Below are 14883 nucleotides of genomic sequence, written 5' to 3' on the forward strand. Positions count from 1 at the left end.
GCTGTGTGAAAAGATGGAAGAGTGGAAGGCTTCAGCCGAAGGTGCAGCTGCCGCCCACCTGGCCTTCAGTGAGAATGCTCAGGGGCTTGTCGGCGGCGGGAATGGGGCCGGAGGTGGTGAAGATGTCCCACTTGTTCTTCACTTCATTCGGCGGAAGCGCTGTGACGGCGTAGACTTCCTGAAGAAGCTGGTGGCTATCCTTGGAGAAACGCCCCTTGCGCTGCTTCAGAATATCGAATTCCGCATCATCCGATTCCAGATAGGCGATGAGATCCTCGGTTTTCGTGCCGCCGGTCTTCTCGATGGCCTGAGCCAGAATATTCACCGCAACATAATCGCTCCAGGCCTGGTTTTCCGGCGGGCGGCCATATTTGGTCCAGAAGGCCTTGGCGAAGCGCTGGGAGGCTTCGGTATCCACCTGGTGCGTCCACACACAGGGCCATGTGCCACGGAAGTTTTCTGCACCCGCCGCCCAGGCCATGGAGGTGTTGAAGTCAAAACCGCCAAGGGGGAAGTTGAGGCCGAATTCGCCATATTGCTTGAAGAAGCCGGCCTGCTGCGTGCCGGCGAGGTTCAGGATGACGACATCGGGCTTCGCGGCGTTGATCTTCAGCATATAGGAGGAGAAGTCGCCGGCATCGGTGGGCACAAGTTCATCACCCACCAGCTTGCCGCCATTGCGTTCCAGAAAGGCAAGTGCCGCCTTGCGCAGATCATGTCCGAAAGCATAATCTGCGCTGAGCATGTACCATGTCTTGCCTTTCACAAGATTATTGGAGAGCAGATACTCACCCTCGCCATTCACATACATGACATTTTGCGCTTCCGTATGGAACATGTTGCGCTTGCAGTCTGCGCCGCGCAGCGTATCGGAATTCGCGCCGGTATTGATGAACAGGCGGTTGGAGCGCTGGGCGATCTGCCCGATGCTGAGGGCGGAGGCCGATGAGATTTCACCCAGAATGGCCACCACCTTATCCCGCTCGATCATGCGTTCCGCCTTGGTGGTGGCGGTTTGCGGGTTGATGGAATCTTCCTTCACCAGCTGAATCTGGCGGCCCAGAACGCCGCCCTTGGCGTTGATTTCCTCCACCGCGAGATCTGCCGCCATCACGGCATATTCGCCCATCGGACCGAGGAATCCGGTGCGCGGGGTGAGGTGGCCGATAATGATGGGGCCGGATTGCGCGCGCAGCACTGGCGGCATGGCCAATGCGCCGACGGCCGCTGCGGTGGTGCCCAGAAACATGCGCCTGCTGATGGGGTTCGCCATGGGGTTTCCTCCAGAATATTGTTTTTTATCAGTTTATTAGGCCCCTTTATGGGTGCCTGATCTGTACTGTGATCTCAGATCATACTATCGTCGCATATGAAGCTGTCAATCACCTGAGTCGCGTAAAGAGTGACGTTGGAGGGAGCATGAACAAGGCATCCATCGCGAAATTGCCGGTGCGGGATCGTTCGCTCACGGAACAGGTGCATGACACGCTGTGCGAGATGTTGCTGGATGGCACGCTGCGCCCGGAGGACCGCACCTCCATCCGCGAGCTGGCCGAACAGCTGGGCGTCTCCGCCATGCCCGTTCGCGATGCCGTGAGCCGGCTGGTGGCGCAGGGCGCGCTGACGGTGGAGCGTAATCGCGCCATCATGGTGAAGCTGCTCTCGCCCGAAGAGTTTCGGGATCTGACGGAAACCCGCATCCTTCTGGAACGCGAAGCCGTGCGCAAAGCCGCCGAGCGCATGACGCCGGAGCGCCTGGCCCGGCTGGAAGACATCAATGCCCGCTTTGTGCAGGCCATGTCCGATCCTTCAGCGCCGGGGGCGGTTCAGCTCAACAAGCAGTTTCATTTCTGCCTCTATGAGGGCGCGGATTCCCCGACCCTTCTGCACCTCACCACTATCAACTGGCTGAAGGCCGGGCCGATCATCAATCTGGATCTGGGCCAGCCCTCGCGCCGGCAGCGCAATGCGCTCTCGGTATCCGCCCATCACGCCATGCTTGAGGGCTTGCGCAAGGGCGATGCCATTGCAGCGGCTGATGCGGTGGAGTGCGATATTCGCGGGGCGTTCGAATTCATCCTGAAAAATACATTGCCCACAAGGGCAGGGGAGGAGTGACGCATGGAACTGGGATTGAAGGGCGCAAAAGTGCTTGTCACGGCAGGGGCGGGCGGGATCGGCCGGGCCATTGTCGAGGGCTTTCTGGCCGAAGGCGCTCAATTGGCGGTCTGCGATATTGATGCTGAAGCGCTCTCCACTCTGCCTGAGGGCATTCTCACGCGTGAGGTGGATGTCTCCGATTCGCAGGCGCTGACAGGCTTTGTGGATTTTGCCATTGCGCAGATGGGGGGGCTGGATTGTCTGGTGAACAATGCCGGGATCGCGGGCCCTACGGCACGGGTGGAGGATATCGACCTGACAGACTGGGAGCGCTGCCTGCGTATTGTGCTCACCAGCCAGTTTCTCACGGCATCTCATGCCGTTGGTGCGCTGCGTGAAAGCGCCAATGCCTCCATCATCAATCTGTCTTCGGTTGCCGGGCGTGTCGGCTTTGCGATGCGTACCCCCTATGCCGCTGCCAAATGGGGGGTGATCGGCCTCACCAAATCACTCGCCATCGAACTGGGAGAGGATGGCATCCGCGTGAATGCGATTCTGCCGGGTCTGGTGGCGGGTGCGCGTCAGCGGCGTGTGCTGGAGGCCAAGGCCCAGCGCCAGGGACGGGGTTTTGTGGAGGTGGAGGCCGAGGCTTTTTCCTACACATCCATCAAGGAATATGTCGCCCCGGAGCAGATCGCCGATCAGGTGCTGTTTCTGGCGGGCCGGACGGGGCGGACGATTTCAGGGCAGGCGGTTTCCGTCTGTGGGGATACGCGGATGCTCGCTTGAGAGCTGCCAGGCCCCAGATACGCAAGAGCGGCCCTGAAGGCCGCTCTTGTCTTTTTGTCTTGTCCGGTTGAAGCCGGAAGGATCAGTCCGCAGCCTTCTCGGCCTTGGCGGCTTCACGCTCGGCCTTTTCCTTGGCCTCGAGATCTTCACCGGTTTCCTGATCCACCACCTTCATGGAGAGGCGGGTCTTGCCGCGGTCATCAAAGCCCAGCAGCTTCACCTTCACCTTGTCGCCTTCCTTCACGACGTCGGAGGGCTTGTTCACCCGTTCCTTCGCCATCTGGGAGACATGGACGAGGCCATCCTTGGAACCGAAGAAGTTCACGAAGGCGCCGAAGTCCACCACCTTCACCACGGTGCCATCATAGATGTGGCCCACTTCCGGTTCGGAAACGATGGACTTGATCCAGTTGATGGCAGCCTTGATCGACTCTGCGGCCGAGGAGGCGATCTTGATGGTGCCGTCGTCCTCGATATTGACCTTGGCGCCGGTCTTCTCGACGATCTCGCGGATGACCTTGCCGCCGGAGCCGATCACTTCACGGATCTTGTCGACGGGGATCTGCATCACCTCGATACGCGGGGCGTGCTCGCCCAGTTCCTCACGGGCGGAGGAGAGCGCCTTGGCCATTTCGCCGAGGATATGCGCGCGGCCATCCTTCGCCTGGGCGAGGGCGACCTTCATGATCTCCTCGGTGATGCCGGCGATCTTGATGTCCATTTGCAGGGAGGTGACGCCGTTCTCGGTGCCAGCCACCTTGAAGTCCATGTCGCCGAGGTGATCCTCGTCGCCGAGGATGTCGGTCAGCACTGCGAACTTCTCACCCTCAAGGATGAGGCCCATGGCGATGCCCGCAACCGGACGACGCAGCGGCACGCCGGCATCCATCAGCGCCAGCGAGGTGCCGCAGACGGTGGCCATGGAGGACGAGCCGTTGGATTCGAGAATTTCCGACACCACGCGCAGCGTGTAGGGGAATTCGTGCTTGGCCGGCAGCATCGGGTGGATGGCGCGCCAGGCCAGCTTGCCATGGCCGATTTCGCGGCGGCCGGGCGAACCCATGCGGCCGGTCTCGCCCACGGAGAAGGGCGGGAAGTTGTAGTGCAGCAGGAAGTGCTCCTTGTAGGTGCCTTCCAGAGAGTCGATGAACTGCTCGTCCTCGCCGGTGCCGAGGGTCGCCACGACCAGCGCCTGCGTTTCACCGCGGGTGAACAGGGCCGAGCCATGGGCGCGCGGCAGGATGCCGGCTTCCGAAACGATCGGACGCACGGTCTTCACATCGCGGCCGTCAATGCGGATGCCGTCGTCGAGAATGTTCCATCGCACGATGGAGGCTTCCAGCGCCTTGAGCACATCACCGATGACCTGCGCCGTGGGCACGGCCGCGCCAGTCTGGGCCAGCTCTTCATAGAAGCGCTTGACCTTGGCCTTGGCCTCGCCGACAGCCTCGTAGCGATCCTGCTTCTTCTGGATCTTGTAGGCGGCGCGCAGATCGGCTTCGGCGATCTCCTTCGCCTTGGCTTCCACTTCGGAGACGTCGAGCGGCTGGAAGTCGCGCGGCTCCTTGGCGGCCTTTTCGGCGAGACGGATGATGGCCTCGATCACCGGCTGGAAGTGGCGATGGCCGAACATCACCGCGCCGAGCATGATTTCCTCGGGCAGTTCCTTGGCTTCGGATTCCACCATCAGAACGGCGTCGGATGTGCCGGCCACCACGAGGTCGAGATCGCTCTCCTTCACCTCTTCAACGGTGGGGTTCAGCACATATTCGCCATCAATGAAGCCGACGCGCGCCGCACCCACCGGGCCCATGAAGGGCACGCCGGAAAGGGTGAGAGCTGCGGAGGCCGCAACCATGGCCACGATATCGGGGTCATTCTCCAGATCATGCGCCAGCACGGTGAGAACCACCTGAGTGTCGCACTTGTAGCCAGCCGGGAACAGCGGGCGGATCGGACGGTCGATCAGGCGGGAAACCAGCGTCTCCTTTTCGGAGGGGCGGCCTTCACGCTTGAAATAACCACCGGGAATGCGGCCGGCGGCGTAGGTCTTTTCCTGATAATTCACGGTCAGGGGGAAGAAGTCCTGGCCGGGCTTGGGCTCCTTGGCGGAAACCACAGTGGCGAGCACCTTGGTGTCGCCATAGGTCGCCAGCACGGAACCGTCGGCCTGACGGGCCATCTTGCCGGTCTCGAGAGTGAGGGGCTGCCCGCCCCAGTCCAGCGTTTCGCTGTGAATCTCGAACATGCTTTCGTCTTTCTCCTGAGGGCGTTGCGGCAGACGGGGGATGCCGAGCCATGAGCAAGACGGCTGGGCGCATCAGTGCCATTCACACAGCGCGGATGCGCCGGGAATGTTGCCGGTTGCGCCCGGCGATCCTGCCATGACTCTGTCCGTCTCCGCGCCCGTGCGGTCTTCGGGCCTCATGGCCCGCGGTCATGACATATCAGTCGCAAAGTAAAACTGCGCGACAGCCGGCGACAGGCCGGCGAAATCCCCTGGAAAAAGGGGCGGGAAGGCGGCCCCGCCAGCCATCAGGCCAGCCGGGCCGTTCCGTTGCGCATGGCCCGCCCGTTAGCAGATACTGCACGGGAAGGGCCACGCGCCCTGCATCAGCGGCGCAGGCCGAGACGCTGGATGAGGCTCTTGTAGCGGGCCTCATCCTTGCGCTTCAGATAGTCGAGAAGGCTGCGACGCTGGGAAACGAGCTTGAGCAGACCACGACGGGAGTGGTTGTCCTTGTGATGGGACTTGAAGTGCTCGGTCAGGTTCACGATACGGTGGGTCAGAACGGCCACCTGCACCTCGGGAGAGCCGGTGTCGCCTTCCTTGGTGCCGTATTCCTTGATGAGCTCCTGCTTGCGCTCAGCAGTAATCGACATCGGTATATCCTTTCAAAAGAGGGTCAAAAACATGCGACGATGGCGCGGGCCATAAAAAGCCGGCGCTCGTGTCGCTTTTCGGCCGGGCCGGGATGTCGTCCAGCACGGTCGAAAGACGGATGGTTCGCACAGCCAACCATCCGCGCAGCGGACTATAGCGGCTTTTGCCCGGCGAACCAGCGGAATATTGACCACTGCACGGCCTGTGGCCGCACAATGGAGCGCCCCTTGGGAGAAGCTCTCGAAAAGGGCTTTTGGGCAAGAGGGGCCGGCCCGAATGGGCCGGCGCTCAGCCCTGATTGGGTGCGCGCGGCGGGCGTGGGGCCTTGCGGGCCCAGTTGAACACCCGATGTGGGAAGATTTCACCACCTTCGGCATCGCCAATGGCAATGAGGCCGCCCTGGCAGAACACGGCGACATGGCCTTCCACAATGGGGGCATCGCGCCCGCGCAGGATCACGCTCTGCCCGCAACGCATGCGATGGGCGTCTGGCGGGGTGATGGTGACGTGGGGGATTTCCTCCAGCGCGCAATCTACTGGATCAAGCACTTCCATCAGGGCCGGGTCGCCGTCTTCACCGCGTTCACGCAGCTCCTCCAGCGGCACCAGATCCTCTTCAAGGAAGGGGCCGACGCTGGTGCGGCGCAGGGTGGAAACATGGCCGCGCGCCCCCAGCATGCGGCCGAGGTCGCGCGCAATGGCGCGCACATAGGTGCCCTTGCCGCATTCGGCTTCCAGCACCGCGTGGTCGGCATCGGGCCGCTCCACCATTTTCAGGCTGTAGATGGTGACAGGGCGAGCTTGAAGTATGACGGTTTCACCATCCCGCGCCAGATCATAAGCTCGTTCGCCACCAATCTTCAGCGCCGAATAGGCCGGCGGCACCTGCATGATCTCACCCTGAAAGGTGGGCAGGGCTGCGAGGATCTCGTCATCCGTGGGGCGGGTGTCCGATGTTTCCACCGGCTTGCCTTCGGCATCATCGGTATCGGTCTCGATGCCGAAATGCACGGTGAAGCGATAGGTCTTGCGCCCGTCCATCACATAGGGAACCGTCTTTGTGGCTTCCCCGAAGGCGATGGGCAGGCAGCCGGAGGCCAGCGGGTCCAGCGTGCCGGCATGGCCAGCCTTCTTCGCCCCATAGATACGCTTCACCGCACCCACAGCCTGGGTGGAGGTGAGGCCAACCGGCTTGTCGAGCAGAATCCAGCCATCCAGCTCACGCTTCGGCGTGCGGGGGCGGTTATCCTGCCGGCCCTTGCGCGGACCACGCTGGGGTGCTTCAGCTGTGGGGGCGGCCTGAGAGGAAGGCGCGGCCTCGGCAGAAGATGTTTCAGCAGGTGCTGCGTCGTTGACAGGCGTGGTTTCAGGGGCGCTGGAAGGAGCGGTCATTCGGGCTGGTTCTCTTCGTCTTCATCCTGGGAGGTAAGATCACGCGTTACCGCCGGTGAGTTGAGCAGTGCATCCATACGCGCGCCCTCATCGAAGGTCGTATCCTTGCGGAAGCGCAGTTCCGGTGCGGATTTCAGCTCCACCCGACGCGCCACCTCGTGGCGCAGATGGCCCTTATTGGCCTCCAGCGCCTTGATGACCGGGGAAATATCCTTGCCGCCCAGCGGCATGACATAGCAGGTGGCGATCTTCAGATCCGGCGACATGCGTACTTCCGGCACGGTGATGATATGGCCGGAGAGAACGGGATCGACATGATCCCCGCGCGAGAGAACATCGGCAAGGGCGTGGCGCACCAGTTCGCCAACGCGCAGCATGCGCTGGGAAGGGCCGCCCGAACGGGCTTGGGTCTTCATGGGTTAAGCCTCATTGGTGCCGTTGAGGCACCTTTTCCTATCGGGAGAAACGCGGAGTTGGACCGCCTGTCTCCGGTTGAATGTCTTGTGTTTCGGGCCTTGCGGCCAAACCGGGATATGCCCGGTTCACCTCGTGTCTGGAACGTTCATGACTGTCCCCTTCCCGGAAAACTTGCCTGAAAAGGGCAGGCTCAGGGGAAGGTCGTCATGGGGCGGAAGGGTTGGGCAAAAGGGAGGGTGGTCTCCTGGCTGAAGACGCAACCGGCCTGCATGTCCATTCTTCCCGCCAAATCTGTTTCTGCCGGCGAAACAGTGTGTACTGAACCCGGAAAGAAATACCGGGCGGAAGTTGAGTTCCGCCCGGCAGGGTGTTTCTGCGGGCCTGCCCGAAGATGGGCAGGCCGTTTCATCACAGCGAGCGCTGCACCGTTTCCACGCGATAGCACTCGATGACGTCGCCTTCGCGCATGTCCTGATAATTCTCGAAGGACATGCCGCAATCCTGGCCGGCGTGCACCGTGTTCACCGCATCCTTGAAGCGGTTGAGCGTTGCCAGCTTGCCTTCGTGGATCACGACATTGTCGCGGATGAGGCGGACATGCTGGCCGCGTTCCACAACACCATCGGTGACAAGGCAGCCAGCCACCTTGCCGACCTTGGACACGGCGAAGATCTGCTTGATCTCGGCATTGCCCAGCATGGTCTCGCGGGTGATGGGGGCCAGAAGGCCGCTCATGGCCTTCTTCACGTCATCCACAAGATCGTAGATGATGTTGTAGTAGCGGATCTCAATGCCAGCCCGGTCGGCCGCCTCGCGGGCTTCCTTGTTGGCGCGCACATTGAAGGCGATGATGGCGGCGTTAGAGGTCTCGGCCAGCGTTACATCGCTTTCATTGATACCGCCCGCGCCGGAATGGATGATGCGGGCCTGCACCTCGTCATTGCCCAGCTTCTCCAGCGAGCCGATGATGGCTTCGACCGAACCCTGCACGTCACCCTTGATGATGAGCGGGAATTCCTTGCGGCCGGCCGCCTTCACCTGGTTCATCATCTGCTCCAGGGAGCCGCGAACAGTGGCGGTGCGAGCCGCCGCCAGTTCACGCTTCTGGCGCTGACGATATTCGGTGATTTCACGCGCACGGGCTTCATTCTCAACCACGGCAAGGCGGTCACCCGCTTCCGGCGTGCCATTGAAGCCGAGCACTTCCACCGGCACGGAGGGACCCGCGACAGCCGCATTGGCTCCGGTATCGGTGATGAGGGCGCGCACGCGGCCCCATTCCGCACCAGCCACCACGATATCGCTCACATGAAGCGTACCGCGCTGCACCAGCACCGTGGCGACGGAACCGCGACCGCGATCCAGCTTGGCTTCCACAACCGTGCCTTCGGCGGCGCGATCCGGGTTCGCTGTCAGGTCGAGCATTTCGGCCTGCAACGAAATGGCTTCCAGCAGCTTTTCGAGGTTCATGCGCTTCTTGGCGGAAACTTCCACCTCAAGCGTCTCGCCGCCCATGCTTTCGACCTGCACCTGATGTTGCAGCAGCTCGGTGCGCACACGCTCTGCCTTGGCTTCCGGCTTGTCGATCTTGTTGATGGCGACAATGATCGGCACACCAGCGGCGCGGGCATGATTGATGGCTTCCACCGTCTGCGGCATCACGCCGTCATCGGCGGCCACCACCAGCACGACGATATCCGTCACCTTGGCGCCGCGGGCGCGCATGGCGGTGAAGGCGGCATGGCCGGGGGTGTCGATGAAGGTGATCTTGCCGCCCAGCGGAGAGGTGACCTGATAGGCGCCGATATGCTGAGTGATACCGCCGGCCTCACCAGAAACCACATTGGCTTCACGCAGGGCATCCAGAAGGGAGGTCTTGCCGTGGTCAACATGGCCCATGATGGTCACGACCGGAGGACGTGCCTGCAAGGTTTCCGGCTCATCCGGGGCATCGAACAGGCCTTCTTCCACATCCGCTTCGGAGACGCGGCGCACGGTGTGCCCCATGTCTTCAGCGATGAGTTCGGCCGTATCAGCGTCGATCACATCGGTGATCTTGAGCATCTGCCCCTGCTTCATCAGCAGGCGGATGACATCCACGCCCCGCTCCGACATGCGGTTGGCGAGTTCCTGAATGGTGATGGTTTCAGGCAGCACGACCTCACGGGAGATCTTTTCCTTCTGCTCCTGATGGCCGCCCTTGCCGGACATACGCTGGGTGCGCCGACGGAAGGAGGCGACGGAACGCTGACGCTCGTCATCCCCGGAAAGCGCCTTGACCACGGTGAGGCGGCCACGCTGCTTCGCAGGTCCAGCGGGAGAGCGGGGCGTCTTGGTGGGCGTGGGCATGCGAGCGGCCGGGCCGCGACGCGGTGCACGACGCTCCTCCTCGCTCTCGGCGGCGGCGCGGCTGGCGGTGCCGGCCGGCCGGGGCGTTGCCGTACGCGTATTGGAGGCCTGCGTGGTTTCGCCGCCACCCAGACGCTTGCGAGCTTCCTGCTCGGCGCGACGCTTCTTTTCTTCCTCAGCGGCGCGACGTGCATCTTCCTCACGCTTGCGGGCCTCGGCGGCTTCACGCTCGGCGCGCTCCTTGCGCTCGATCTCGGCGCGACGGCGCGCTTCTTCTTCCGCAGCGCGACGCTCTGCGGCCATGCGCTGTTCTTCAACGGCGCGGGCGCGGGCATCAGCCAGCGCGCTGGCGCGGGCGTTGCGCTCTTCCTCGGTCAGTGTGCGCAGAACCACACCGGAGCCGCCCTGACGCTGACCCTGGCGGCCGGGACCACCGGAGCCGCCCTGACGCTGACCTTGACGACCGGGACCACCGGAACGGTTGGAGCCGCCGCCGGTACGCTGCGGGCCGGAGCCGGAACGCTGAGCACCACCATTGCGGTTGGGGCCGCCATTGTCATGGCTGCGCGCCGCGCGCGGGGCCTGTTCCTGAGTGCGCTGGGGCTGCGTGGCCGGCTTTTCCGCTGCGGGAGCGGGGGTGGGCTTGGCCGCAGCTTCTGCGGGTTTGGCCGCATCCACTTTTGATGTCTCCGTCTGGGAAGCTGCCGCCTTGGGAGGGGCAGCTTTCGGCGCTTCAGTCTTCGGCGCCTGGGGGCGTTCAGTTTCAGCCTTGGGCGCAGCCGGCTTCGCAGCTTCAGCCTTCGGGGCTTCAGTCTTGGTTGCTTCAGTCGCAGGTGCAGCGGGATTGACCGCAGCAGCCTTGACCGCAGTAGCCTTGGGCGCGGAAGTTTGTGGCGCCTCAGGCTTGTTCGCTTCAGCCTTGGGTGCCGCAGGAGCCGGCGCTTCCGTCTTCGGGGCGGCAGCGTTGGGCGCAGCCTTCGTCGGCGCAGCCTCGGTCTTGGGGGCTTCCGTCTTCGGCGCTTCAGCCTTTGGCGCTTCAGATTTGGCAGCTTCCGCCGGCGGGATAACGCGGCGCTTTACCTTCTCCACCACAACCGACTTGGAGCGGCCATGGCTGAAGCTTTGACGAACAGTACCCTGTTCCACAGGGCGCTTCAGGGTCAGCGTCTTGCCAGAGGCGGGGTGGAGTGTCTTGTCGCCGGGTGTTTTCGTATCGTTCATTCCGTATCCGTTCCTTGCATCCGGCCGGGCTTGCGGCTGCAGTGCTGATCCTTGCTGTCCCGGGTGTCCGGGTTTCCGCTGCCCGTTTCTCCGTCGCGGGAATTTCGGCTGCCAGATCCTGCGCCGTTCACTTCCCGACCGCTCAATTCCGGACCATTTCGGTCCTGCTCACTCTGGTGCGTGGTCATGCGACCCTGCTGACCCTGATCCGAACTGGCTGGACCCGGATCATGTTCTTCAAGGCTCCGGGGGGGCGGACCCTCCCTTGCCGGAGCTGCCGCGTTCTGATCCGCTCGGCTCGCTGCGCCGGGGGACAAGCCAGTCCGCCAGCCTTCGAGCCTGATGCAGCGTGTGAGAAACCCGGCTGTCGTCGGATGCACAAGCAGCGCCGCATGTACCACATTTGACCGCCCCAACGCCAAGTCCAAATCCATGCCGGGCAGGCAATCGACAATGGCGGGGGCCGGGGCTCCTGCGGCGTGGACCTGTCGTGCGAAAGCATCAAGCTTGCGCACGCCATCGGGCCGGGCATCTGCTGCATGCAGCAGCACCCGCACCTGGCCGCTGGCCAAGGCAGATTCCACCTTCATGGTGCCTGTAATCACCTTCCCGGCTTTGTTGGCGAGGGAGAGGGCAGAGCAGGCATCCTTGTGCAGGAGCTGTTCGATAAGGGGCAGAAGATCCGGGCCAGCGGAACCCTTGCCCTTGAAAGCACGGGAAAACGCCTTGCGTTTCAGCGCGGTTTCCAGCGCCGCGCGGGTGGCGCGCACCCACGCGCCACGTCCGGGCAGCTTACGGGCGAGATCCGGGACGACTTTGCCATCCGGGCTCACCACGAAGCGCAACATGTCCCCCACGGGCAGCACCTCGCGTGTGGCCAGGCACAGGCGCGACAAAGGCGCCCGCGCGGCAGCTATGCTGCGCGGCCCCATGTCCGTCTCTTCCTCTGCCATTGTTGCGAGCACCGTGGGTCATCTCCTAATTCTCAGGCTTCGGCTGAAGGCGCGGCGTCATCATCTTCATCCCCGGAGGTTTCGGCCTCATCGGGAGTGAGATCTTCCGCGCTGATCCAGCCAGCAGCAACACGCGCCTGCATGATGAGTTGTTCTGCATCTCCGCGAGAGAATTCGAAACCGCTCAACGCGCCGGCATGTTCAATATTCTCGCCATTCTTGCGCTCGCGCCATCCGGTGAGATCATCGGTTGCGCAGCCGGCGAGGTCTTCTACCGTCTTGATGTCGTCCTCGCCAAGGGCGACCATCATGGGCAAAGTGAGACCCGGCAGATCCTTCATGTCATCCGCGACGCCCAGTTCGGTGCGACGGGCGTCGAGAGCAGCCTCGACTTCAGCCAGATGTTCCCGCGCGCGGTTCTGCAACTCGGCCGCAGTATCCTCATCGAAACCCTCGATGGAGGAAATTTCGTTGAGCGGAACATAGGCGACTTCTTCCACGGAGGTGAAGCCTTCGGAGGTGAGGAGCTGGCCCATCATCTCGTCAAGATCAAGTGCCTCGGAGAACATCTTGGAGCGCTCGGCAAATTCCTTGTGGCGACGCTCGCTCTCTTCCTGCTCGGTCATGATGTCGATGTCCCAGCCGGTCAGCTGGGAGGCCAGACGCACATTCTGGCCGCGACGACCGATCGCCAGCGAGAGCTGGGCATCAGGAACGACAACTTCGATCCGCTCGCTGTCTTCATCCAGAACGACCTTCACCACCTCGGCAGGGGCAAGGGCGTTGACGATGAAGGTGGCGATATCCGGGTTCCAGGGGATGATGTCGATCTTCTCGCCCTGCAACTCGTTCACGACGGCCTGAACGCGGGAGCCGCGCATACCCACGCAGGCACCCACGGGGTCCACAGAGGAATCACGCGAGATGACGGCAATCTTGGCGCGGGAGCCGGGATCACGCGCAACAGCCTTGATCTCGACCACGCTATCGTAGATTTCCGGCACTTCCTGCGCGAACAGCTTGGCCATGAACTGCGGATGCGTACGCGACAGGAAGATCTGCGGACCGCGCTGCTCGCGGCGCACATCATAGATGTAGGCGCGGATGCGTTCGCCGGTCTTCACGGTTTCACGCGGCAGCAGCTCGTCACGACGCAGAATGCCTTCGCCACGCCCCAGATCCACGACCACATTGCCATATTCGGCGCGCTTCACGAGGCCGTTGATGACCTCGCCGATGCGATCCTTGTATTCGTCATACTGGCGGTCACGCTCGGCTTCGCGCACCTTCTGCACGATAACCTGCTTGGCGCTCTGCGCTGCGATGCGGCCGAAATCGAAGGGCGGCAGGGTATCGGCGATGGTGTCGCCAACCTGCGCCGCAGGATTGTGGCGCCGCGCGCCATCCAGGGAAATCTCTGTGGCGGGGTTTTCCACCTCGTCCACCACCAGAAGGTGGCGAGCCAGACGCAGCTCACCCGTCCGGGAATTGATGTCGGCGTGGATATCCGTCTCCTGGCCGTAGCGCGAGCGCGCGGCCTTGGCGATGGCGTCTTCCATGGCAGCAATCACGATGCTGCGGTCAATGGACTTTTCCCGCGCGACCGCATCGGCGATCTGCAGAAGTTCCAGCCGGTTTGCGCTGACGGCTACCATCAGTGCGTCTCCTTCAGGGTGCCGGTGTTTCCTGTATCCGAAAGCAGGGCCGAGCGCTTGGCGTTCGACTTGGCCTTGGCCTTGCTGCCACTCTTGCCGCCGCCGGATTTCTTGTTCTGACCCTTGGGACGACCAATGCGCGCCGGGCGGAAGCTGGGGACGGGAGCGCCCTCATCCGCAATGGCGGCATCATCCTGCGCCGTCAGGTCATCAAGAAAGGCTTCCTCATCCTCGCTCAGCTCACGGCCGGCAGCTTTCGCACTGCGCAGGGCCTCGGCGATGAGGGCATCGGTGAGGATCAGCTTGGCGTCATGAACATCTCCCATGGGCAGGCGCACCACAGGGTCTTCCCCGGCGGGGGCATCAGGACGGCGCACAAGAGCGTCGTCACCCTCCACACCTTCCAGGCCGCCACGGAAGCGCTTGCGCCCATTGACGGGCACGGCCATATCGATCTTCAGCTCATGTCCGGCCCAGCGCACGAAATCGGATCGGCGCACGAGGGGGCGATCAATGCCGGGAGAGGACATTTCCAGCCGGTAGGCGCTGGCGATTGGATCTTCCACGTCCAGCACGGGGGAAAGGGCGCGTGAGGCAGTCTCGCAATCGTCGATGCTCATGGTGCCATCAGGCCGCTCGGCCATGATCTGCACCGTACCGCCATCGCGATTCGTCACCTTCACCCGCACGAGGCGGAAGCCCAGAGCGCCAAGCACGCCATCGGCAATGGCAGCCACGCGGGCGGCCACCCCGTTTTCTGTGATGAGGCGCGGCTCGTTCGGATCGTCGAGCACTGCGAGGGTCTCGGTCATGTCCCTCCGGGACGGGTGCGCACCCGGCGCGAATAAAGCGCGGGCACTGGTTGAATTCACATGCGGGCCTGAAAGCTGCGCAGCAGCGTGGCGACCCATGAGCACCAGATAAACAAAAACGGAGCGGGCTCCGCTGGAACCCACTCTCATCACCTTCATTTACGATGGCGCTGAGGTATCCTTTACCAAGGACGCCCCTAATATAGCGAGAAATGCCGCAGAAGCAAGAACAGCCTTGCGGCTGCCCCCTGCGGCGCAGCAAAAAAGGGTGCGGGGCCCTGACAGGGTTGTGCTGGACGGGAAATGACTTC

The 14883-nt window shown here is 62.9% G+C and carries 11 protein-coding genes; 2 read left to right on the top strand and 9 right to left on the bottom strand.

Translation table 11 applies throughout. From position 1 onward, the window contains the following. Positions 1 to 31: 31 nt before the first annotated feature. The gene (locus ACT6QH_RS06960) at positions 32 to 1273 is read right to left on the bottom strand and encodes an ABC transporter substrate-binding protein (RefSeq protein ID WP_444974089.1); all 1242 of its coding nucleotides are present in this window, start codon (positions 1271 to 1273) and stop codon (positions 32 to 34) included. Between the two features lie 146 nt (positions 1274 to 1419). On the opposite strand from ACT6QH_RS06960, the gene ACT6QH_RS06965 reads away from it, so the two are divergent. After that, complete coding sequence (locus tag ACT6QH_RS06965) at positions 1420 to 2118, top strand: GntR family transcriptional regulator (protein WP_444974090.1); 699 nt, start codon at positions 1420 to 1422, stop codon at positions 2116 to 2118. Between the two features lie 3 nt (positions 2119 to 2121). Beyond that, entirely contained in the window at positions 2122 to 2889 is a 768-nt protein-coding gene (locus ACT6QH_RS06970; protein WP_444974091.1) for an SDR family oxidoreductase, read from the top strand. A gap of 82 nt (positions 2890 to 2971) precedes the next feature. Here the strand turns inward: ACT6QH_RS06970 and pnp are convergent, their stop codons facing one another. From pnp to rimP, 8 genes are all read right to left on the bottom strand, one after another. Continuing rightward, a complete protein-coding gene (pnp, locus tag ACT6QH_RS06975; protein ID WP_444974092.1) occupies positions 2972 to 5137 on the bottom strand; it encodes a polyribonucleotide nucleotidyltransferase in 2166 nt (721 codons plus the stop codon). A gap of 365 nt (positions 5138 to 5502) precedes the next feature. After that, the gene (gene rpsO, locus ACT6QH_RS06980; protein ID WP_444974093.1) at positions 5503 to 5772 is read right to left on the bottom strand and encodes a 30S ribosomal protein S15; all 270 of its coding nucleotides are present in this window, start codon (positions 5770 to 5772) and stop codon (positions 5503 to 5505) included. 289 nt (positions 5773 to 6061) lie between these two features. Next, positions 6062 to 7165, bottom strand: a complete 1104-nt coding sequence (truB, locus tag ACT6QH_RS06985) for a tRNA pseudouridine(55) synthase TruB (RefSeq protein ID WP_444974094.1) — start codon at positions 7163 to 7165, stop codon at positions 6062 to 6064. Further along, positions 7162 to 7581 (bottom strand): 30S ribosome-binding factor RbfA, encoded by a 420-nt coding sequence (gene rbfA / locus ACT6QH_RS06990; RefSeq protein WP_444974095.1) that lies wholly within the window; start codon positions 7579 to 7581, stop codon positions 7162 to 7164. The genes truB and rbfA overlap by 4 nt, the downstream gene beginning before the upstream one ends. A 409-nt stretch (positions 7582 to 7990) precedes the next feature. Beyond that, complete coding sequence (gene infB, locus ACT6QH_RS06995) at positions 7991 to 11152, bottom strand: translation initiation factor IF-2 (RefSeq protein ID WP_444974096.1); 3162 nt, start codon at positions 11150 to 11152, stop codon at positions 7991 to 7993. Further along, positions 11149 to 12117, bottom strand: a complete 969-nt coding sequence (locus tag ACT6QH_RS07000) for an RNA-binding protein (protein ID WP_444974097.1) — start codon at positions 12115 to 12117, stop codon at positions 11149 to 11151. Before ACT6QH_RS07000 ends, infB begins: the two co-directional genes overlap by 4 nt. 20 nt (positions 12118 to 12137) lie before the next feature. Continuing rightward, on the bottom strand, positions 12138 to 13760 hold the full coding sequence (nusA, locus tag ACT6QH_RS07005; RefSeq protein WP_444974098.1) for a transcription termination factor NusA: 1623 nt from the start codon (positions 13758 to 13760) through the stop codon (positions 12138 to 12140). Beyond that, the gene (gene rimP / locus ACT6QH_RS07010; RefSeq protein ID WP_444974099.1) at positions 13760 to 14572 is read right to left on the bottom strand and encodes a ribosome maturation factor RimP; all 813 of its coding nucleotides are present in this window, start codon (positions 14570 to 14572) and stop codon (positions 13760 to 13762) included. Before rimP ends, nusA begins: the two co-directional genes overlap by 1 nt. Between the last annotated feature and the right edge of the window lie 311 nt (positions 14573 to 14883).

It is taken from the genome of Haloleucobacter albus (assembly GCF_052492075.1).

What these genes read in the sequence shown, in the direction of transcription:
- ACT6QH_RS06960 (WP_444974089.1), bottom strand. Translation starts at nt 1,273, where the DNA reads ATGGCGAACCCCATCAGCAGGCGCATGTTTCTGGGCACCACCGCAGCG.
- ACT6QH_RS06965 (WP_444974090.1), top strand. Translation starts at nt 1,420, where the DNA reads ATGAACAAGGCATCCATCGCGAAATTGCCGGTGCGGGATCGTTCGCTC.
- ACT6QH_RS06970 (WP_444974091.1), top strand. Translation starts at nt 2,122, where the DNA reads ATGGAACTGGGATTGAAGGGCGCAAAAGTGCTTGTCACGGCAGGGGCG.
- pnp (WP_444974092.1), bottom strand. Translation starts at nt 5,137, where the DNA reads ATGTTCGAGATTCACAGCGAAACGCTGGACTGGGGCGGGCAGCCCCTC.
- rpsO (WP_444974093.1), bottom strand. Translation starts at nt 5,772, where the DNA reads ATGTCGATTACTGCTGAGCGCAAGCAGGAGCTCATCAAGGAATACGGC.
- truB (WP_444974094.1), bottom strand. Translation starts at nt 7,165, where the DNA reads ATGACCGCTCCTTCCAGCGCCCCTGAAACCACGCCTGTCAACGACGCA.
- rbfA (WP_444974095.1), bottom strand. Translation starts at nt 7,581, where the DNA reads ATGAAGACCCAAGCCCGTTCGGGCGGCCCTTCCCAGCGCATGCTGCGC.
- infB (WP_444974096.1), bottom strand. Translation starts at nt 11,152, where the DNA reads ATGAACGATACGAAAACACCCGGCGACAAGACACTCCACCCCGCCTCT.
- nusA (WP_444974098.1), bottom strand. Translation starts at nt 13,760, where the DNA reads ATGGTAGCCGTCAGCGCAAACCGGCTGGAACTTCTGCAGATCGCCGAT.
- rimP (WP_444974099.1), bottom strand. Translation starts at nt 14,572, where the DNA reads ATGACCGAGACCCTCGCAGTGCTCGACGATCCGAACGAGCCGCGCCTC.